The organism is Marinifilum flexuosum (genome assembly GCF_003610555.1).
GTDB classification, from domain to species: domain Bacteria; phylum Bacteroidota; class Bacteroidia; order Bacteroidales; family Marinifilaceae; genus Marinifilum; species Marinifilum flexuosum.
The window spans coordinates 1,266,627-1,288,110 of sequence record NZ_RAPQ01000008.1 but is presented as its reverse complement, the minus strand read 5'-3'; the positions used below and the strand labels follow the sequence as shown (position 1 = coordinate 1,288,110).

The 21,484-nt window shown below is 36.1% G+C and carries 12 protein-coding genes; 3 read left to right on the top strand and 9 right to left on the bottom strand.

The features are described 5' to 3' along the window. Positions 1–83 precede the first annotated feature (83 nt). Both BXY64_RS05450 and BXY64_RS05445 read left to right on the top strand, forming a co-directional pair. Positions 84–821, top strand: a complete 738-nt coding sequence (locus BXY64_RS05450; protein WP_120238901.1) for a hypothetical protein — start codon at positions 84–86, stop codon at positions 819–821. A gap of 807 nt (positions 822–1,628) precedes the next feature. Beyond that, a complete protein-coding gene (locus BXY64_RS05445) occupies positions 1,629–2,003 on the top strand; it encodes an endonuclease domain-containing protein (RefSeq protein ID WP_120239765.1) in 375 nt (124 codons plus the stop codon). 149 nt (positions 2,004–2,152) lie between these two features. Here BXY64_RS05445 and BXY64_RS05440 read toward each other — a convergent pair whose 3' ends face one another. From BXY64_RS05440 to BXY64_RS05405, 8 genes are all read right to left on the bottom strand, one after another. Then, on the bottom strand, positions 2,153–3,574 hold the full coding sequence (locus BXY64_RS05440; RefSeq protein WP_120238900.1) for a flotillin family protein: 1,422 nt from the start codon (positions 3,572–3,574) through the stop codon (positions 2,153–2,155). Positions 3,575–3,615: 41 nt separating this feature from the next. Further along, positions 3,616–4,200, bottom strand: a complete 585-nt coding sequence (locus tag BXY64_RS05435; protein ID WP_120238899.1) for a hypothetical protein — start codon at positions 4,198–4,200, stop codon at positions 3,616–3,618. Positions 4,201–4,379: 179 nt separating this feature from the next. After that, a complete protein-coding gene (locus BXY64_RS05430; protein ID WP_120238898.1) occupies positions 4,380–7,202 on the bottom strand; it encodes a M16 family metallopeptidase in 2,823 nt (940 codons plus the stop codon). Between the two features lie 338 nt (positions 7,203–7,540). Next, entirely contained in the window at positions 7,541–10,822 is a 3,282-nt protein-coding gene (locus BXY64_RS05425) for a S41 family peptidase (protein ID WP_120238897.1), read from the bottom strand. Between the two features lie 194 nt (positions 10,823–11,016). Further along, entirely contained in the window at positions 11,017–13,095 is a 2,079-nt protein-coding gene (locus BXY64_RS05420; protein ID WP_120238896.1) for a glycoside hydrolase family 97 protein, read from the bottom strand. A gap of 193 nt (positions 13,096–13,288) precedes the next feature. After that, entirely contained in the window at positions 13,289–14,899 is a 1,611-nt protein-coding gene (locus BXY64_RS05415; protein WP_120238895.1) for a DUF6377 domain-containing protein, read from the bottom strand. A gap of 103 nt (positions 14,900–15,002) precedes the next feature. Continuing rightward, positions 15,003–16,319: a TldD/PmbA family protein gene (locus BXY64_RS05410; RefSeq protein WP_120238894.1), complete on the bottom strand. Its 1,317-nt coding sequence runs from the start codon at positions 16,317–16,319 to the stop codon at positions 15,003–15,005. Positions 16,320–16,359: 40 nt separating this feature from the next. Continuing rightward, positions 16,360–17,895, bottom strand: coding sequence for a TldD/PmbA family protein (locus BXY64_RS05405; RefSeq protein ID WP_120238893.1), 1,536 nt, complete (start codon positions 17,893–17,895; stop codon positions 16,360–16,362). A gap of 138 nt (positions 17,896–18,033) precedes the next feature. Between BXY64_RS05405 and BXY64_RS05400 the strand changes: the two genes are divergently transcribed. Further along, positions 18,034–20,121, top strand: coding sequence for a prolyl oligopeptidase family serine peptidase (locus BXY64_RS05400; protein WP_120238892.1), 2,088 nt, complete (start codon positions 18,034–18,036; stop codon positions 20,119–20,121). Between the two features lie 71 nt (positions 20,122–20,192). Here BXY64_RS05400 and ilvA read toward each other — a convergent pair whose 3' ends face one another. Beyond that, positions 20,193–21,458, bottom strand: coding sequence for a threonine ammonia-lyase IlvA (ilvA, locus tag BXY64_RS05395; RefSeq protein WP_211334410.1), 1,266 nt, complete (start codon positions 21,456–21,458; stop codon positions 20,193–20,195). Positions 21,459–21,484: the final 26 nt, after the last annotated feature.

Here is a 21,484-nt window from a genome sequence, read left to right as displayed (position 1 = left end):
CGCTTAACATACATTTCTCAACTTGATTATCATTAATAACAATCAAAACTATTTTATTATTTCTAACCAAATCAAAAAATACCATGACTGAAACAACAACCCCTAAAACCATTGAAGAAAAAGTAGCTGAATTATTAGAGGATCAAATCACTCACCCTCCTATGCCAGTAGACTCTTATGTTATTGAAGTTGAAAACCTATTCAATTATGCCACGAAGGATAAAGGTAAATTGGTGGCAAATGGTTTAGATGCAAGCTTAATTGATGAACTTCCGCCTGCCATTGCCTTTTTGCAAGATAAGCAGTCGGAATGGATGCAAGTTTTTAATGGAAAAAGTATCACTCTGGAAGAATGGGCTATTGCCTCGCAAGATGGTTACAATCTACAACGAGAATTGCAACATGTGTTCAAATTTGCCTATCGCAAAGATGCAAAAATCCTTACTCAGGTTAATCGAATTGCCGATGGCAGCGGACATGCTGATATGGTGCAAGACTTGAGCGATTATGCGGTAATAGGAAAAGCCAATCCTGAACCTCTAAACCTTGTGAAATTCGACTTAACCAAACTGGATAAGGCCGATGAATACTCACATAGTCTTAGAACGCTATTGGGAAAAGTTAATGGTATCCGAAAAAATAGTGATAAGGAGGAAAAAGAGATGAGAGATAGAGCCTATACCTATTTGAAGAATATTGTGGACGAAATTCGTGATTTTGGAAAGTATACTTTCTGGGAAGATGAAGCCAAAATGAAATTATATACCAGTGAATACCACAGGAAAAAACGCGAAAAACAAGAGGCAACTCCCGAAGTATAAATCGCTAAAACCCACATGGAGAACGGATTTTTATCTGGAGAACGGGTCTGAAAGCTGGAGAATTGGGTGAAATAGCTGGAGAACACCTCAATCTGCTGGAGAATTCACTCAATTGGCTGGAGAAAGGCTTAAAAAACCGGAGAAAGGTCTCATTCAAGCGGAGAATTCAATAATTACTACATACAACTAAATAATACCGATATGAACATCCCAATCGAGAGGTTGGGATGTTCTGATTATACTAATGAGTTTACCTCCTTCGGAGAATTAGATAAACTTACTCTTAATCCGTCCGTTGCACGGACAGTTATTTATGGTTAAACCCTTTCAGGGTATACGATTATGATATAACTCTATCATTAATTTTCGTCTTATTGTCACGAAGTGACTAAACCATGAATAACCACCCATAAAATGGGTGGGAAAGCACTAATATAAAACCATCCCCCGAAGGGGGTAAACCCAAAAAACATGAGAATGATACTAGTAACTCTCATTAATAAAAACACTCCCCTTTGTCCCCTCTCAAGAGGGGAATTGGAGCTGCAAAGCTTGGCAGTTCTAGTCCCCCTTTCAAGGGGGATACAGGGGGATGTTAAAGCATAAAAAAGGAGCGGAAACAAAAGACTCCCCTCTTTACACCCTTTCAAAAGGAGAATTGAAACTGCAAAAATTGGCAGTTCCAAGTCCCCCTTTCAAGGGGGATTAAGGGGGATGTCAATACTGTTTAAATGAGCAGATAAAAATAACCTTTGTCTTTACCACCTCTCAGAGGGGGAATACAAGGAAATGTCAATACAACAAAAAATGAGTAGAAACAAAATCATTCCATATCGAAAAGATCTTAAGCAGTTAGCCAGAAAATTGAGAAAAAACAGTACTATCGCAGAAATCCTTCTGTGGAGTGAATTAAAAAATAAGCAAATTCTAGGATTTCAATTTCACAGGCAAGTTCCAATATTGGATTATATTGTAGACTTTTACTGCCATGAATTACAGCTTGTAATAGAAATTGATGGCAGTACACATGATTTTATTGAAGTTGGGTTAAATGATGAAAGTCGACAAGTTCGCCTAGAAGTTGAAGGTGTTATATTTCTTCGTTTTGATGATTTGCAAGTAAAACAGAATATGGCAAGTGTTATTGATGAGATTATAAATTGGATCGAACAAAATCAATAACACTCCCCTTTATCCCCTCTCATGAGGGGAATTGATAACTGCAAAACTTGACAGTTATATTCCCCCTTTCAAGGGGGATACAGGGGGATGTTAAAGCATAAAAAAGGAGCACCAAACGATGCTCCTTTTCACTTCTATCCGATCAACTGCTATTCCTCTTCTTTGTTTTCTTGTTCAGAAACATCTTCGAAGTCTACAGTCTCATTATTTTCCTCTACTTTTTTGCCTAGATAAGTTGGTAACTCCATTCCAGCCATTTTGAATAACTCTTCCATTGGAGGAATAGATCCCATCATACCTTGCATAAAGTTAGCAGTAGATGTTTTGCCATCCTTGCCATTTCCATTTTCCCAAACGGTAACTTTATCAATCTTGATATTCTTAATAGCTTCAACTTGCGTAGATACCAATTCTGGCAACTTATCTGCAATCATTAACATTACAGCATCCTTAGCGTCGCTACCAGCAGCATTTACAATCTTATCGAAACCATCAGCTTGCTTACTTAATATCTCGTAGATCCCTTTCGCTTCCGCTTCCATCTTCATGTAAATCGCATCTGCTTCCCCTTTCGCATGACGACGGGTTTGCTCTGCAATCGCTTCTGCAGCAATCTCAATCTTTTCCTTGTCAATTTGTGCAGGTACAACAATATCTGCAGTCTGCGATGCTTTATCACGAACCGCACGGGCAGCTTCTGCTTTCTGCTCTGCTGAATATGCTTCCTCTAATGCACGTGCTGTAGCAACTTTCTCTGCAGCCGTAGCCAAACGTTCTGCTTCCGCTTCTTTTTCACGTCTATCCGCATCCGAATTGGCAACAGTAATTTTCGCCGTATTCTCCCCTTCAACAGCTGTTGCATCTGCCGCAGCAACCTGAACACGTTGTTCCTGCATTGCGTTGGCCTCACCAATAGAACCATCACGATTCTTCTCAGCTACACTCTTCTTCGCATCATTTATCGCTTTCGCAGCTGCTTCCTTACCCAATGCATCGATATAACCCGATTCATCGTTGATATCCGTAACGTTCACGTTGATCAGTTTCAAACCAATTTTTTTCAATTCCGCCTCAACGTTTGATGATACAGCAGCAAGGAACTTATCACGGTTGCTATTGATCTCCTCAATATCCATGGTAGCAACTACCAAACGCAACTGACCAAAGATGATATCCTTTGCCAAATTGCTAACATCTACCTGCGATAATCCCAGAAGACGCTCAGCAGCATTGGTCATCACACCTGCTTCGGTTGAAACCCCAACTGTAAATCGAGAAGGCACGTCAACACGAATGTTCTGCTTACTTAAAGCATTGGTTAAGTTAATTTCAATTGAAATTGGTGTAAGATCAAGAAATGCATAATCTTGAATGATAGGCCAAACAAATGCGGCACCACCATGAATACACTTGGCTGAGCGCGATTCGGCTCCACTACCTTTTCCTACCTTACCATACACAACCAAAACTCGGTCGGATGGACAACGCTTGTACCTTTTAAAGAAGGATACAATAAGTACGAAAACGAATATTACTGCAGCAGTAATTAAAAGAACAATATATTCTCCCATAATGTTTTGTTATTTAAATGGTTTTAATGATTATTAATTGATTAACCTATTGGGTATACAACAAGAATTTGATCGTTAAGAATCTCGATCACTTCAACGACAGCGCCAGTTTTAATGTCTTTTTCAGCATCGGTAATGGCATCAAGGGTTTGTAATCCCTGAACTTGAATTTGAACTTTCCCCATGCCTTTTCTGCTAGCTGGAATTGTTAGGTATACATTACCAATTTTTCCAATTGCATTATTCAGATTTAAAGTACCTTCTTCGGTCAGTTTGCCCATAAAATACAGGATGGAAGCCATTATTACCATCATGATTAAACCTGCAATTGTAGCAATAAAAGTAGATATGAACGGTCCAAATCCAATGTGAACACAAATGATTCCTGTCCATCCAAAAATGGTAAAGAATGCAATCAGATTTTTCAGGGTAAGGAATTGAAAATCGATTCCTGTATCTCCAGAAACATCCGCATCACCGTCAGCAGCAACATCATCCACATCTCCTCCAAGAAAAGTCATTACCATTTGAATGAGAAACAGAACTGAGAATGGCACGGAGATTCCCCAGAATATTTTTTCAACCATATCCATGGTACTCCACCAATCAGAAATTTGTAGTATCATAATTATTGATTTTGATTTGATCTAAAATAGTAAGAATTCTTGACCTAACAGTGATTATGCTTAGCTGTTTTTTGCTTTTTAGTTGTATTCTATATTTCACATGTTTTTGACTGATTTTTATCAGATAAAAAAAGGAGCATCAAACCTGATGCTCCTTATGGTATTATTGGTATGAATTATTATTCTTTTGGAGACATTACAACTTCTACTTTTCCTGTTTTGGCAAAGTATTTCTTCGCAAATTTCTCTACATTTTCTTTGGTAATCGAATTAATCATTTTCTCATAATCTTCAAATGATTTAACACTTTCACCATATGTATAGTAACGATTAATTGCATTAATCCAATAACCGTTCTTACGAAGATTTTCCTGATATTCTTTAATGAAGTTTTTCTTCGTTTCAACCAAATCAACTTCTTTTACTCCGTTTTTAAATAAGCCTTGAATTTCATCGTAAACAATACCTTTCAACTTGTCAGCCTTAGCTGGGTCAGTATCAAAGCGAATAACTAAGTTGTACTCTTCACGTGGGAATTTAGATACATATCCTCTAACTCCAACACCATATGATCCACCTTCTTTTTCACGAATCACTTCAAGATATCTCTTATTCAACAGACTAGACACAAAGCTCATCATAAGCTTATTCTCTCTTGAATATTTGATATCACCATGCAAATCGATATGAATGGTTGTTTTTGGAGTTTCCATTTCTCTTGCAAAATGGTTGTAAGTATCTTTTTTAGGATAGTCTACACCATTATCTTTCCAAGTTTCCTCACGATCGATATCCTTGATACTTCCCAAATATGTTTCGATCAATGGTTTCGCTTTTTCAACATCGATATTACCAACAAATACGAAAGTAAAATCACTTGCATCCACAAATCTTTCTTGATACACTCGCTTCATTGTTTCAAGATTCAAGCTTGCAATCATATCTGTGTTGAACAAGATTGTTCTAGGGTTGTGATCGGTTGTTGTTACCGAAACAGAATCTCTGAAAGCCTTGTTAACATCAGCACCCATATTGGCTACATAAGCCATATATCTACCTTTTAATGCTGTAAATGCTTCTTCATCGAAACGTGGAGCAACAAAATACATGTGTACCAATTGCAACATGGTTTCAAAATCCTTAACAGACGAATTTCCACTAAAACCTTCAGACAATTCACTAATGTATGGTGAAACGCGAACTGATTTTCCTGTTAATAATTTTTGCAAGCTAGTCTGATCAAACTTACCTAAACCGAAATTAGCAATAAATCCACCTGCCATCTCAGCTGAAGCTAAATCTTCTACACCGTATAATGAATTTCCACCTTTACTAAATGCTTGTAAACGAATTTCATTTTCTTTGAAATCAGTCTTCTTCACTACTACTTTTGCTCCATTAGCTAAAGTCCATTCTGTAGCACCAAAACCATTAAGTTCTGCCTCTTTCTTTACCTCTCCTGCTTTTGGCATTTCTGAAATTAAAGGTTCGGTAATTACCTTGTCTACATATGGTTTTAAATCTGCATTTCTAACCTTCTCAAGTAAAGCTAAAAGTTGCTGTTCTGTTGGTAATTCAACATTTTCTTTCTCAGGAGCTGTAAATGTGATGATTACATTTTCCTGAGTCATCCATTTCTTCGAAAATGCATTTACCTCTTCAGCTGAAATACCAGGTAATAGTTTCTTAATTGCTTCGAATTCAAATTCAATTCCTGGAACAGGTTCATTTACCAAAAAGTGTCTTTGGTAACCTCTTACCAATCTATCGTTATGTTGCTTGTTACGATCTTTGTATTGCTTTTCAATACTGCTCAACATTTCAGTTTTTGCTCTTTCTAATTCTGTTGCAACAACACCATGTCTGTTTGCTCTTTCAATTTCTTTTAAGAAGGTTTCAGCTCCTCCAAGCAAATTGTCTTCCTTCAATGTTACACTGTTGTGATAAACATCCATTTTACGAGCTTTATTGTAATAAGCAGCCCATGCATTAATAAAAGGAGCATTACCTTTCTGAAGCAATTCATTTAAACGATTTCCTAAAATACTAGAGTGTAAACTCTCAATAATAGAATTACGATAGTATTTCATATTCTTTTCGTTAAAAGGAGTTGCCTTATGCTTGTAAAAAACCTCAAACGAGTAATTGCTTACCTCAGGATCGGTAATAATGCCAACAATTGGTTCTTTATTACCTGGAACATCATAATAAATTCTTTCCTTAGGGTTTTTAACAGCAGGAATATGAGCGAACATTTCCTTAATCTTATTTTCAAACTTTTCTGCATCAATATCACCTACAACTACAATAGCCTGTAGGTCTGTGCGGTACCAATCATGATAAAAATCGCGGATAACTTTATGGTCAAAATTGTCAATTACATCCAAGCTCCCAATAACATCACGTTCAGCATACTTAGATCCTTTGTAGATTACTTTACTCTTTTCCAAGTAAGCTCTCATGCCACCTGATCTTCTGGTTCTCCACTCTTCGTGAATCACTCCGCGTTCGTTGTCTATTTCTTTACCTTCAAGACTTAGGTAATTCGACCAATCATGTAAAACCAATAAAGCTGAATCCAATAGGTTTTCGTTTGAGGTAGGTATATTACTCAAATTGTAAACCGTTTCATCAACATTGGTATAGGCATTAATGTTTCGTCCAAATGCAACACCATATTTCTCAAGGTAATTTAGAACTCCTTTACCAGGAAAATGTTCGGTTCCATTGAAAGCCATATGCTCCAAGAAGTGAGCCAAGCCATTCTGGTTGTCATTTTCTAGAATTGCCCCTACATTCTGAACAATATAGAAACTGGCACGATCCTTAGGTTCCTCATTGTGTCGCACGTAATAAGTTAATCCATTTTTTAGCTTTCCAGTTCTTACATTTGGATCCATAGGAAGTTTAGAATCCATTTTATTTTGGGCTGTTAACATTCCTGTTCCAGCCAATAGTAAAGTCCCACAAAGGCTAACTTTACCAATAAAATTTTTAATCATTTGATATCTGTTTTGGTGATTTGATTATATATACTTATCCAACATAAATGTAAATACATTATAAATTAACGAAAGAAATAGTTATTTAACAATTCTATTTGCATTTTTTAACAATTAGATGACTTAATCTTTACAATATAAATCCAAATGTAAATTCCTCGCAAAAGCTTCTAGAACATTCACTTTTCTTCAAATAAAGTCGCATTTATTTTCATAAACTTATCACTTCTGTTAACCTTCAATATAGATCTAATCTAAACTATACATCAATCCCTAATTTTGATTATAAAAAAGGAGCATCAGATTTGATGCTCCTTCTACTAATATTGATATACTTACTATTTGATATCTTCTTCAATCCACTCCGATCGGTTAGGATCAGCAGGTGGAGTAACTTTTTTCTTAGCTGGCTGACTTTCCAGTTCTTTTAACAACTCTTCTACAGCTTTTTTAATACAAGGATCAATTCCTTTCGCAATCAAATGCGGTTCATCGTACACCTCGAAATCAGGATAAACACCCACTCCTTCGATAATCCAATTTTGGTTTTCATCGAAAATACCGAAACGAGGAACGGCAATATAACCTCCATCAACCAATCCTGCGTTACCTGACATACCTACTAATCCTCCCCAGGTACGAGTACCAATTAGTTTACCCAAACCTTTTTTGCGGAAGAAATATGGGAATGCATCTCCACCTGATGAAGAGTAATGGTTAATCAACATCGCTTTAGGTCCATCGTGAGCTACACCAGGTGTTTTCCAAGGTTCCAATCCACGTAAGTGCCAGTATGAAAGTACATCTCGATCCAATAAATCTGCCATATGATCAGGAATAAATCCACCACCATTGTAACGGTCATCAATAATCAATGCTTCTTTATCGTGATATGCATACATTCCTCTGTGCAATTCACGGTTACCTTCAACAGCCGTGTTTGGAACATGAATGTATCCTATTTTTCCACCTGATAATTTCTCAACCATTGCTCGACGTTCATTCACCCAGTCCAGGTAAATTAACTCCAATTCGCTAGCAATTGGTTTAATGGTATAAGTCTTAGCCCCCGCAGCACTTGGAGTAGAATTAACAGTAATCTCAACGCTCTTACCAACCATATTCTCAAGATACAAGTATGGATTTACCTTGGTAGTAACATCATGTCCATTAATGCTAATTAAGTACTGACCTTCTTTCACATTAACACCTTGCTCAGTTAAAGGGGAACGACGAGATGAATTCCAGTTTTCACCATCGTAAATTTTTGAAATGATATATCTACCATTTTTCAAATCAGCTTTTAGTTTTGCACCCAATAAGCCAGTTTGAACTGATTTTACTTTTTCAAAATCTCCATAGTTCACGTAGGCATGACCTGTATTCGTTTCCGAAATGATCTCACCTAAAATGTAATCCAAATCCGCACGGTGTCCCAGGTCTTTCACCATCGGCTCATAATCAGCCTTAATTTTCGCCCAATCAACACCATGAATGTTTTCTACATAGAAATAATCCCTGAAGATTCTCCAACCGTCAGTATAGATCTGATTCCATTCTTTAACAGGATCAATCTTCATTTCCATATCATCAAGATCCAATGCTCCAGCCTTTGGTGCCTGAGCTTTTGATAAATCTGTAATGCCATAAGTTGCTCCAGAACGGTACATGATCTTGTTTCCATCTGCTGTCAATTCATAAGAAGAAACAGACTTCAAAATCACCTCATCTTTTTCTTTCTTTACCATGTAGTGGTGCAAACTACCATTGGTTCTGTACAAAATTCCATCTTCCACAGCCTGTAACCCACTGTAGTTTCCTGATGATACTGGGAATGCAACGATGCGATTGTTAATGCCATCCAAATCAATTTTCACCTTCAGTTTCTGCTCTTTTGCAGCATCACCTTTGGCTTTTTTCCTTGACTTCGATGATTCTTCTTTCACCTCCTCCTTGTACTCCTCTACATCATTTTTTAGAGGGAATAATTTTGGTCCATCAGCTTTTAAAGCCATTGCATAAATGCGAGTTGCATTGTTATACAAGTAATTGAACTCAAAGCTTGAAAAATCAAGGTTAAAATCTCTATTCGATAGGAAATACATAAAGTTTCCATCTTTAGAGAATACAGGAGAAGAATCGCCAAAGGTATCATTGGTTAAAGCATGTTTCTTCCCTGTCGAAACATGATAAACCCAAATTGCACCTTGCCCATTCGAGCTATCTTTTACGTAGGCAATCCAGTCTGAATCTGGTGAAAGCGAGAAATCTCTAATTTCATTTCTCTCTGCTTTATCAATTACTTTTAATTCTCCAGTTTCAACATTAACCAACTTCAATTTTAAACTGCGATCGAAGAAAACCATATGCTTGCTATCCGGAGTCCACTTTGGTTGATACATCCAAGAAGAAGATCCTTTGGTAATTTGTTTTGCCTTGGCTCCTTTCTTATTTTCCAATAAATAGATTTCATACTCACCTGTAGCATCAGAGTAATATGAAATGTATTTCCCATTTGGTGACCAGCTTGGCGACATTTCTCTAACGCCTTGTGTTTGCGTTAAATTAATTGTAGATCCATTTTTAGCCGGAACAGAGAAAATATCACCACGAGCATCGAATAAAGCACGTTTTCCAGAAGGGGAAACAGCCCAATTCTCAATGAATCCTTTCACATTTTTGTAGAATGGCAATGTGTTTGGATTATCAAAATTGATATTTACAACTACGCGTTCTTCCTTACCTGTTTCAAGATTTAATTTGTATAGTTGCCCTCCATTTTCATAGGCAATTTGTCCATTCTCTCCCGATGGCCACATCACATCAAAATTCTTGTGATGTGTCATTTGAGTCAAATTCTTACTATTTACATCATACTTGTAAATATTCAGTTTCAAATCACGATCAGAAGCAAAATAAATGGCATTCTTGTACCATGAAGGAATTTGATCGGAACCAACAAACTTCGTAATTCTTTCCGATTGATCCTTCTCTAAATCGTAAATCCAAAGATCTGCTGCTCGTCCTCCCTTGTATCTCTTCCAAGTACGAAATTCACGGCTAATTGGGGCAAAACACATTTTAGTGGCATCAGGCGAAAATACACCAAATCCACCTTCTGGAATTTGAAGTTCTTCTTCCATTCCTCCATCAATACCAACTTTAAAGTATTTACCATTTCTTTCACCAAAAGCAGTACGATTCATACGTACCAGGATAGATTTACTATCTGGTGTCCAGTCCAAAACAACATTATCAAAACCTCCACGTGGTGGCATTAAACCCACCGAATTGTAATAAGTTAACTGTTTTGGAGTACCTCCTGTTGCAGGCATTACATACACCTGACGACTTCCTGAGTATTCTCCTGAAAAGGCAATCCATTTTCCATCTGGAGAAATTTTAGGGAACAATTCCATTCCCATATGAGAAGTTAAACGTGTTGCATCGCCACCTTTTGAATCTACAGTCCAAATATCGCCAGCATACACGAATGCGATTAAATTGTTATTAATGTCAGGATATCGTAATAAACGAACATCCTCTTTTGCATGAGCACTTCCAATAATGCTCATAAGAACGATGAACAATACACCAATTCTCAATCTGATTTTTAGCATGTTACTAGTATTTGTGAATTAAGGATCTCAATTAAAAAATTGATGTAGTGAAGCTACAAAAAAAGTGGCATCCTCCGAGAAGAATACCACTTAAAATGATTTATTTCCGATTTGCGTAAAGCTTTATACTCAATATCAAATGTCTATCGGCATAATACTCGAAATAATATTTTTAATAAAAAGAGTATTAAAAACTACTTCATTTCAATCAGACTAATTGCAGCTCCACCACCTGCAGCTAATTTTAGGTTCAATTCAGAAGTGTTATCAACTTCCATCTTTTCAATCTTGTATTCAGTAGGGTTTTTATCCCAATGTGCATTGTCACCATCCGTATATAGAGTAGCCATATATTTTTTACCTGCTGGCAAGAAATCCAGAGCAACTTTCATATCACGAGCATTTTCGTCGGTAATAGCACCTACAAACCAATTATTCGATTCACGGTCCTGACGTGCGATGGTAACAAAATCACCAATCTCACCATTTAATACTTTTGTTTGTTCCCAGTTTACAGCAACATCACGGATAAATTGGAATGCATCGTTTCCTTTATAACTTTCAATCAAGTCAGGCACCATCTGAATTGGACTGTTAATTACAACATACAAAGCCAATTGATGAACCAAAGTTGTATTTACCTGATTCTCTTTTTTATATGGTTCCAATTTGATATTAAAAATACCTGGTGTGTAATCAATAGGTCCTGATAACATACGTGTAAACGCAACGATTGGCAAGTGTTCTGCCGGATTTCCTCCATCAGAAGACCAAGCATTAAATTCTTGTCCGCGAAGACCTTCTCTTGCAATCGCATTTGGGTAAGTACGACGTAAACCTGTTGCTTTAATTGGTTCGTGAGCATTAATAGCAATCTTGTTCTCTGCTCCTTTAACCAAGGCTCTTCTGTAGTGGTTCACCATCCATTGTCCGTGATGGAATTCTCCTTTAGGAATTAATTTACCCACATAACCAGTTTTCACTGAATGAATTCCCAGTGAGTTCATTAAATGGTATGCTGTATCCATTTGCTGGTCGTAAGTACGTGGAGCAGCCGATGTTTCGTGGTGCATAATTAACTCAACACCTTTTGATTTTCCATAACGAACCACTTCGGCTAAATCGTAATCAGGATAAGGTGTTACGAAATCAAAAACACCTTCACGATCCTCAAAACCAATCCAATGTTCCCATCCGGTATTCCAACCTTCAACCAAAATACCTCCAAGATTATTTTCTGATGCGAAATCAATTAATTCTTTTGCATATTTGGTAGTAGCACCATGGCGTCCACTTGCTTTATCCCAGGTTTTGGTTCCCAAGTGCATGTCCCACCAGATACCTACATACTTCATTGGCTTAAAGTAGTCTACCTTACCAATTTTATTTGGTTCGTTCAAATTTACAATCAGATCTGATTCAATTAAATCCCCTGCTTTATCAGCAATTTGAATGGTTCTCCAAGGGGTATTAAACGGAACGCTACGTTTTACTTTGTAATCGTTATTTAATGAACCAACCAAGCAGGATTCCCACATCAATTCATCTTTGTTCACTTTCAAGGTCATTCCAGAATAATCTGTCAAGTTTGCTTCGTGAAAACTTAAGTAAACACCATCATCTGTTTTCATTGAAACAGGAGTATTTACCGCATTATTAGGAATTGATGTTTGCGCTAAACTTGCATGATTTCTCAATTTTGTAGCATCAATTTCCGAGAACATTGTGGTATGGTACAAATGCTCATAAATATCCCAATCACCAGGAATCCACCATGTTTTATGATCTCCAGTCAAATTAAATTGAGTATTTTCCTCAGTAATCAATACTTCCTTCATCGCATCTTGCTCAGGGAATTCATAACGAAAACCTAAACCATCGTTATACACTTTAAATACGATGTTCATTTTTCTGTTTGGAGCTTGTTGTTCCTCCAAACTCAGTTTTAATTGATTAAACTGATCAATTACAACTCGTTTCTCTCCCCATTGCATTTCCCAGCTTGAATCGCTAGATGAACTTTCAGAATCTACAATTTTCCAACCTTTTTCAATGGCTGGCATGTTCTTCAAGTCAAATCCCATTGATGAAGGCTCAATTACTGGCTTACCATTAAACGAAACCTGGTAAGTAGCCTGACCTTCTACCATACTCACTTCAACACCAATTTTACCATCTGGCGATGATACCTTGGTTGTCATTTTCCCATTGGTACATGATGCAAAAATCATCAAACAACCAATTAACAAACTTTGAATTGATTTAATTTTCATTGCTGAGTTTATTGATTTAGTTAATCTGTTTTCTTCGACTTCAAAATAACAGTAGAAGTTAATCAATATCTAAAAACAAACCCAAAATATAGAAACCAAACACAGCAACAAAAATACTAAAGCCTGATAATATAACACTTACACCAAAACAAGACACTGCAAAATATAGATGGCATATAGATCAAATATCCGTTTAAACCGACTTAATTTCCATGATTTTCGCCTCGAATTCATCATTTGAAATGAGTGATCTGTTCTTAATTTTCGTTTTGTAGGTATAAATTGTATTTACGGAGAAGTTTAAAATACTTGCTATTTTTTCATTATCGTTAACACCCAATCTTATTAAAGCGAATATTCTTAAATCTGTATTTAGACAATGAGAATCTTTTAAAATTATCCTTTCGGATTCTTCAAACAACAAATTGAATCGCTTCACAAAATCAGGAAACAGTTTTAAGAAAATTCTGTCAAAATCTTCGAATAGCAATTGCCGTTCTTTTTTGGGATTGTAATTTTTTAATTCCGATTCAATCGCATCGTATTGCTTTGTCATTAACTGTCGGGATATGGCCTTTTTCATACCTTCCATTCTCTCAATAAACTGAGAACTGAAATTAAAATAATACCCAACATACTCCTCTTTAATTCTACTTACCTCTCTTAAACTTTCGTTTACTATTCTAAGGTTTTCGTTGCGCTCTCCAATTTCCTTTCTAACCTTTTTTAACTCTTGTAGCTGTTTAAAGAATACAATTGCCAGTATAATAATTACAATTAGCAGCACCGAAATAACAATACCAATGATTACAACCTGCTTTTTTTCTTTCTCCAACTCTCCAACAACAGCTGCATCAATATCAGGTTGTATGAAAGATATTTCCAACCTGCGTACATCACTACCATAAAATTCAGCATCTTTTCTTGCCTGCTCAATTAGTTTATTAGCCTTTTCAAGATCTCCTTCGTAAAACAAAATCTCAGCCAAAATTTTGGAAGCTAATGTTTCTTTAGTAGCCGATAACACATCTCCAATTACCGCTTTTTCGATGGCTTTTTTTGCCTCATCTGCTTTTCCTAATCTCGCTAAAGCAACTCCCATACCACTCTGACATATTGCCATTTGGTGAGGATCGAGTTTTAAGCCTTTCATTACTTTAGTGTAATATTTTACTGCCTGCTCATCCTTTTGATTGTTTAGATTTTTTAATGCAAGAGCCAAATTATAATGAAAAAAGTTGTTTTTTCCCTCCTTCTCAATTTTGTCAACATACTGATCTCCTAATTTCCTATACTTTGGTGAATAATATCCCCACCGAGAATTTGCCAAATCATAATATGCACGATATGCTACGGCATAAAATTCAATTCTTTTTTCATTAGGCAAATCTTGCCCTCTTATGGTTTGTATGGTATCAATGGTTTCTTTGTATAAACCTTTTAACAGTAAAACCAGTGCCAAATTCGATTTAGATTCTGCAATTTTCTCTGCGTCTTTTAACTGATAAGCCATTTGTAAAGACTTATTCCCATAATGAAAAGCAGAGTCATAAACGAAATATTCATACTCTTTGCTTAAACTTGAAAATAAATGGTATTGATCTTCTAAGTTTACTTTCTTGTTTAATCGATTTACAGAAGCAGTAATTGAGTTTATTTTCCTCCATTTTGCATCATCAATACTATCCTTTAAATTCAGATAATAATTTACATTCTTTTCTTTACTAGTTTGAAATATAGAATTTGAATAAGATGTAAATGATAAGAGAATCAGAAATAGTAAGATGAATTGCTTTGAGTACATATTTTTAAATTAAAATCAGTTTGATCATTTCGCATTACAAAAATAGGTCTGTTCGGAACAAAATCCCAACAGACCCTACTATTTAAATTTTTAGAACAATATTTTACAATCCACTAAAATCAATTCCTTCAAATAGCATACTTGGTGTTTGCCATGAGCGATCGGTTAATGGATCATTTCCTACAGCTGCCAGTTGATTCCAAATCTCTTTGTGATTACCTGTAATGTTCATTCCAGCAATTGGATGAATTACCTCGCCATTTTTCACATAGAAACCTTCAACTCCCACAGAGAAATCACCAGTAGCAGGATTAGAGTTACCACCGTTAAAACCAGTAACCAAAATACCTTCTTTCATTTCTCTGGTTAAGCCATTTAAATCTTTGCTTCCTTTTTCGAAAATTAAATTAGACGGTGAACCACTAGTTGGTTGCATCTCTAATTTTTTTCCGTAATAATTACCAATATAATAGGTCTTGAGAATTCCATTTTCAATCACAGTCATTTCCTTAGCTGCCAATCCATCTCTGTCGAAAAGGCGAGAATTACGCCCCGATTCAACAAATGGGTTATCAATAATAGTTAAGGCGTCCGAAGCCACCTTCTGTCCAATTTTACCTTCCATAAAGGAACGTTTTTGCTGCAAATTGTAACCATACAGTGGTTGAAGTAAAGAGCTGAATACTCTACCAACAGAACGATTTTCAATCAGCATATCCATTTTACCTGATTTGATTTTTTTCGCTCCAATTTTCTGCAAAGCTCTCTCAACAGCATACTTTCCAACTCCTTCAGGATTTAATTTATCCCAAAAACGAGTTGCCATATAATGACCTGCTGAAGGTCTGCTATCGCCTCCATTGATGGAAGCACTGGCACTTACGTAGAAAGAAGTAGACTCATTGAATCCCTCAACTCCATTGCTCATCACCATATAGCCTCGTGATGATCCATCGCCATAGGAACCAGAAACAGTAATAATTCTATCATCCATTCCAATGGTTTCGGCTTCAACTTTCATAGCAGCTTCAATCTTTTCACGAGGATCAACTGCATCGTAGGTTGAGTCAGAGAGTTTCAAATCACGCTCTTCACCATTGTAGCAAAGATCACGATCTGGTAAAGATCTGTATTTATCTTCAGCAAGATAATTGGTTGCTAAAATAGCTTCTTTAATAAATCTTTCCAATTCAGGCTTGTTCAATCGGTTAGTAGAATGCGTTGAATATCTGCCATTCACATAAAGTTTAATACTTAATCCACTTTCGATTGATTCCTGAATTTTATCGATTTTTTGTTCTCTAATCTCAACATCAGATTGTTTAGAGTCGTATACAGAAACTGAAACTTCATTTGCTCCATTTTCCTTTGCATATTTGGAAGCCCAATGGGCCAATTCCATTTTTTTATTGTCTTTCATTGATTCTTCTTTTTAATTGATAAATGATACTAGAATACAACTATGCATTCACTCCTCCAACAGTAAGTTTCGATACTTTTATTGTTGGTAATCCTAGTGATACAGGAACGCCTTGTCCGCTTTTACCACATGTCCAGGTACTGCAGTCCATTTTAAAATCGTTGGCTACCATTTCAATTTCAGCCAATGATTCCGGACCATTACCAATCAGGTTGATATCCTTAATTGGCTGAGTCAGTTTTCCATTTTCAATTAAATAGCCTGATTTCACATAGAATGTAAAATCTCCAGCTCCAATTTTTACCTCTCCATTGGTGAATGAATCAACAAATACACCTTCTTTTACACTAGCAATGATTTCCTCTTGTGTATGAGGACCATTTTCCATATAAGTATTTCTCATACGAGGAAGAGGTGCATATCTGAAAGATTCTCTTCTACCATTTCCAGTAGGATCTACACCATAATGCTTGGCACTAATTCTATCATGAATATAACTTGTCAATACTCCATCTGTAACCAAGTTGGTTTTTTGTGTATCAATTCCTTCATCATCGATATTCACCGAACCACGAATATTTGGATTGGTTCCATCATCAACGATGGTAACGAAATCTTTACCAATCTTCTTACCCATTTTATCAGAGAAAATTGAAGTTTCCTTGCGATTGAAATCCGCTTCGAATGCATGACCAATAGCTTCGTGTAATAAAATACCTGAACTACCAGCAGCTAAAACAACAGGCATTTCACCAGCTTTAGGCTTTCCTGCCAAGAATTGTCTTTTTGCTCCATCTACAGCTTCTTTGGCAACTTCATCCAGTAAGTTTTCAGTTAGATATTCAAAACCAACTCTCATTGATCTAGATGAACCAAAATCTTCTTTCTTGTCTCCATCAATCATTACTACGCTAGCATACAAACTAAACATTGGTCTGTAATCACAACTCATAATACCTTCTGAGTTGGCAAACAATACGTAGCTAGATTCATCATTCAGGTAAACTTGAACCTTATCCACCTTTTCATCTAAAGCAAAAATCTTGTCGTTCAATTTTTGTAGATAAGGGATTTTCTGTTTGATGGATACATCTTCCCAAGCAGTTTTAAATTTGTAGTAATCTGGATTAACTTTTTCACTTAAATTGATAGAAGGGAAATCTTTGCTTTCATTTGCTATACTTGCAGCAGTTTTAGCAACTTTAAGCATTGCTTCCAAACTTACTTCTTCAGAAAAAGCATATCCTGTTTGGTCACCTTTTAATACCCTTACACCAACTCCATAAGCAATATTCGAACCTGCACGATTTACTTCGTTATCCATCAGGCCAACATTGTTCGAAAGGGTGTGTTCAAAATACAAATCACAATAATCTCCACCTCTCGATAAGGCTTCAGCCATTACTTTTTGCAACATTTCCTTGCTCACTCCGAAATGTTCCAGATACTCATTTAGTCCTGATTGTTCTGTTAATCGATTGCATCCAAAACTTAGAAAGGAAGGAAGAATCGCCATTCCTGCAAGAGAGACAGATCCTGTTCGGATGAACTCTCTTCTTGAAACTTCATTATTCATACAAATGTGTTTAAGGTTAGGGTTTTCTTTGATTTTATTGGCAGACAAAAGTTAATAATTTTTATTGTCATAATAAAATGATTTTTCCTAAATTCGTCGCTCCTTAACAATACAAACACTTACATTAACTTTTATACAATGATTAAATCCATTACAAAAGTTTTGACTGTTCTTGCCCTAATACTTAGCTTTTCGGCAACAAAAGCTCAAAATTTAGAATATCCGTTCTGCCCAAAACATACTGTTGCAGATACTTTTTTTAATAAATATATAGTAACTGAAAATTACCGATGGCTGGAAAATGTAAGAAGTGATAGTGCTGTTAAATGGATTGAAGCAGAGAATAAATTATCACGAAAGTTTTTATCGAAAGCATCGGCAAAATACAATTGTAAAAGCCTACTAGATAAATTCAGTTACGTTAGAAGCAAGAAAGCAGTTAAAAAAAGGAAATACTTCTATCGTAAAGTTATAAGAAACAGTATGGCATCAGCAAGTTTATACATTGGCGAAAAATACAATGAAGTTGATCAAATCTTAATCGATCCTAATTATAACAATAAAGGTGACAAAGTTTCCATTACCAGCTATCACCCTTCTAAAGATTCAAAGCTTTTAGCATACACAATCAATAGAAATGGAACCGATTGGAGAGAAATAAAAGTTGTTTCATTACCTTCTGGAAAAAAACTTTCTGACCACATTAAAGGAGTGAAATTTTCATCTACTGAATGGAAAGGAGATGGTTTTTATTACAAAAAATACCCAAATAAAGGGGAGTTTTATTCCAGCATCGGAGAGGAAATTTATTATCACAAGCTGGGTGATCCTCAAGATAAAGACAAACTAATTTTTAAAAGAAAAGATCCATCTGTTCATTTTGGATTCATGACAAGTTCAAATGAAAGGTTTTTCTTTTTATATGAAGAAACCAAAACTCATTGTAATTATTTCTTCATTGATTTTAACTCTGATCAACCTTACTTGCGTCCATTATTAATGAAACAAAAGAATTTCATACATATATTGGATAGTCAAAATGGTAAAATCATTGCTAAAATAACAAAAGGATCAAATGGGGGCTCTATTGTTGAAATAGATCCATACAATCCATATCAATGGAGAGAAATTGTACCTGCAATAAAGAATGGTGTATTGCTTAGATGCATACCAAAAGCTGATCGCTTAATCACTATTTTTCAACGAAACCAAACTCCACTTCTAAAAATTTTTAAATACTCGGGAGAACAACTGTATAGTTTAGAATTGCCACAATCAAGTTCTGTAAATGGATTTTATGGCGAAAAAGGTGAAGAGGATATTACTTTTACACTGCAAGAACTAACTAAACCTGCCATAACATTTCATTTTAACACCCGCACATTTGAGAGAAAGTATGGTGATCCGGTAAACGTAACTTTTGCTTTTAAGAATTATGAAACCAAATCAATAAATTATACAGTAAATGACAGTATAAAAGTACCATTAACCTTGGTTTATAAAAAAGGATTGAAGTTAGATGGTAATAACCCCTGCATGTTGTGCGCTTATGGTGGTTTTGGTAGAATATTCAAACCAAAATTTGACCCCGGTATCGTTTATTTTATTGAAAAAGGAGGTGTATTTGCCTATGCTAATGTTAGAGGTGGTGGTGATTTAGGGAAAAAGTGGACTTTGGCGGGTCGCAGACTAAATAAACAAAATGCTATTGATGATTTTAATGCTGCTGCAGAATTCCTAATTAAAGAAAAATATACCAGCTCTGAGAAATTAGCGGCTAAAGGTAGTTCTCACGGTGGATTATTGGTTGCTGCAGCTGCTATACAACGTCCGGATTTATACAAAGCTGTAGTTCCTGTAGTAGGTGTAATGGATATGTTACGATTTGAAAATTTCTCGGTAGGCAATTTTCACATTGATGAATTTGGTTCAGTACAAAACTCTTTGGATTTTGTAAATTTAAAATCCTATTCTCCACTACACAACATCAAAGAAGATGTAAATTACCCTTCGATGCTTGTTATGACATCAGAAAACGACGACAGAGTTCCTCCTTTTCATTCTTATAAATTTGTTGCCAGGCTTCAGAATCGTATAGCACAAACAAATCCAATATTGCTACGTGTAGAACAAGATGCAGGACACAATGGTGCAATGAATAAAAATGGACACTTAAGAAAAAAAGCTGATATGTACGGGTTTATTTTAAAGATACTAAATCAGTAGTTTTACTATACATTAAAAAAGCGATATCTGACTTACAGGTATCGCTTATTAATCGTTATAAACATTGAATATTAAACTATGAACTGAAACAAATCAGTCTTATCATTCAGGTACTCAAACACAAAGTTTCTTTCCGCCATTCGCTCTTGTAATCGCTTTAAATCTTCTGGTTGACGGACTTCTATGCCAATTACAGCCGGTCCCTTTTCTCTACTGTGCTTTTTGTAATACTCAAAGTGCGTAATATCATCACCTTGATCTAATACATCATTTACAAACTCTTTTAATGCTCCTGATCGTTGAGGGAAACGAACAATGAAGTAGTGCTTTAAACCTTCGTATAATAAACTACGTTCCTTGATTTCCTCCATTCTTGTGATATCATTATTGCTACCACTAAGTATGCAAACCACATTCTTTCCCTTTATCTGATCGGATATCAATTCCAAAGCAGCAATCGATAATGCTCCCGCCGGTTCCGCAACTATCGCATCTTCGTTATACAACCTTAAAATTGTAGAACAAATCAATCCTTCAGGAATCACAACAACATCATCCAATACCTTTTCGCAAATGCGCCAGGTTAAGTCTCCCACTTTTTGCACTGCAGCGCCATCCACAAATCGATCGATACTTTCCAGGGATACATTTTCCTTTTTCTCGAATGCCGTTTTCATCGATGGAGCTCCTTCAGGCTCAACACCTATAATTTTTGTTTGTGGACTAAATTCCTTTATCCATGCCCCAAGTCCGGAAGCCAAACCTCCTCCACCTATTGGCACTATAATGTAATCAATAGGATCAGGACAATCTTGCAGGATTTCAAGACCGATGGTTCCCTGTCCTTCAATAATTTTTGGATCATCGAAAGGATGAATAAAGGTTTTGCCATGTTCTTCCGCATCAGCCAAAGCTTTGTTTGAAGCATCATCGAAAGTATCTCCTGTTAAAATTACCTCAACAAACTCACCACCAAACATTTTTACTTGCTTGATCTTTTGTCGTGGCGTTGTTTCAGGCATGTAAATTACACCTGAACAGCCCAATTTCTTGCAAGAATAAGCCACGCCTTGTGCGTGATTGCCAGCACTGGCACAAACAATTCCTTTCTGGAGTTGTTCCTTGCTCAAGCCTGCAATCTTATTGTAAGCTCCTCTTATTTTATAAGATCTTACCATCTGAAGATCTTCACGCTTTAAACGGATATTGGCATCATACTTTACAGACAGGTTCATGTTTTTCAATACAGGAGTGCTTTCCACGACTTCCTGTACCGTTCGACCGGCCTTCACAATATCTGCCATTTTTGGATAATAATGTTTTGTTATTGTTGTCACTTTTCCCCCTTTGATTAAAGAGCATA

What these genes read in the sequence shown, in the direction of transcription:
- BXY64_RS05430 (WP_120238898.1), bottom strand. Translation starts at nt 7,202, where the DNA reads ATGATTAAAAATTTTATTGGTAAAGTTAGCCTTTGTGGGACTTTACTA.
- BXY64_RS05420 (WP_120238896.1), bottom strand. Translation starts at nt 13,095, where the DNA reads ATGAAAATTAAATCAATTCAAAGTTTGTTAATTGGTTGTTTGATGATT.
- BXY64_RS05410 (WP_120238894.1), bottom strand. Translation starts at nt 16,319, where the DNA reads ATGAAAGACAATAAAAAAATGGAATTGGCCCATTGGGCTTCCAAATAT.
- BXY64_RS05400 (WP_120238892.1), top strand. Translation starts at nt 18,034, where the DNA reads ATGATTAAATCCATTACAAAAGTTTTGACTGTTCTTGCCCTAATACTT.
- BXY64_RS05445 (WP_120239765.1), top strand. Translation starts at nt 1,629, where the DNA reads ATGAGTAGAAACAAAATCATTCCATATCGAAAAGATCTTAAGCAGTTA.
- BXY64_RS05435 (WP_120238899.1), bottom strand. Translation starts at nt 4,200, where the DNA reads ATGATACTACAAATTTCTGATTGGTGGAGTACCATGGATATGGTTGAA.
- BXY64_RS05450 (WP_120238901.1), top strand. Translation starts at nt 84, where the DNA reads ATGACTGAAACAACAACCCCTAAAACCATTGAAGAAAAAGTAGCTGAA.
- BXY64_RS05405 (WP_120238893.1), bottom strand. Translation starts at nt 17,895, where the DNA reads ATGAATAATGAAGTTTCAAGAAGAGAGTTCATCCGAACAGGATCTGTC.
- BXY64_RS05440 (WP_120238900.1), bottom strand. Translation starts at nt 3,574, where the DNA reads ATGGGAGAATATATTGTTCTTTTAATTACTGCTGCAGTAATATTCGTT.
- BXY64_RS05425 (WP_120238897.1), bottom strand. Translation starts at nt 10,822, where the DNA reads ATGCTAAAAATCAGATTGAGAATTGGTGTATTGTTCATCGTTCTTATG.
- BXY64_RS05415 (WP_120238895.1), bottom strand. Translation starts at nt 14,899, where the DNA reads ATGTACTCAAAGCAATTCATCTTACTATTTCTGATTCTCTTATCATTT.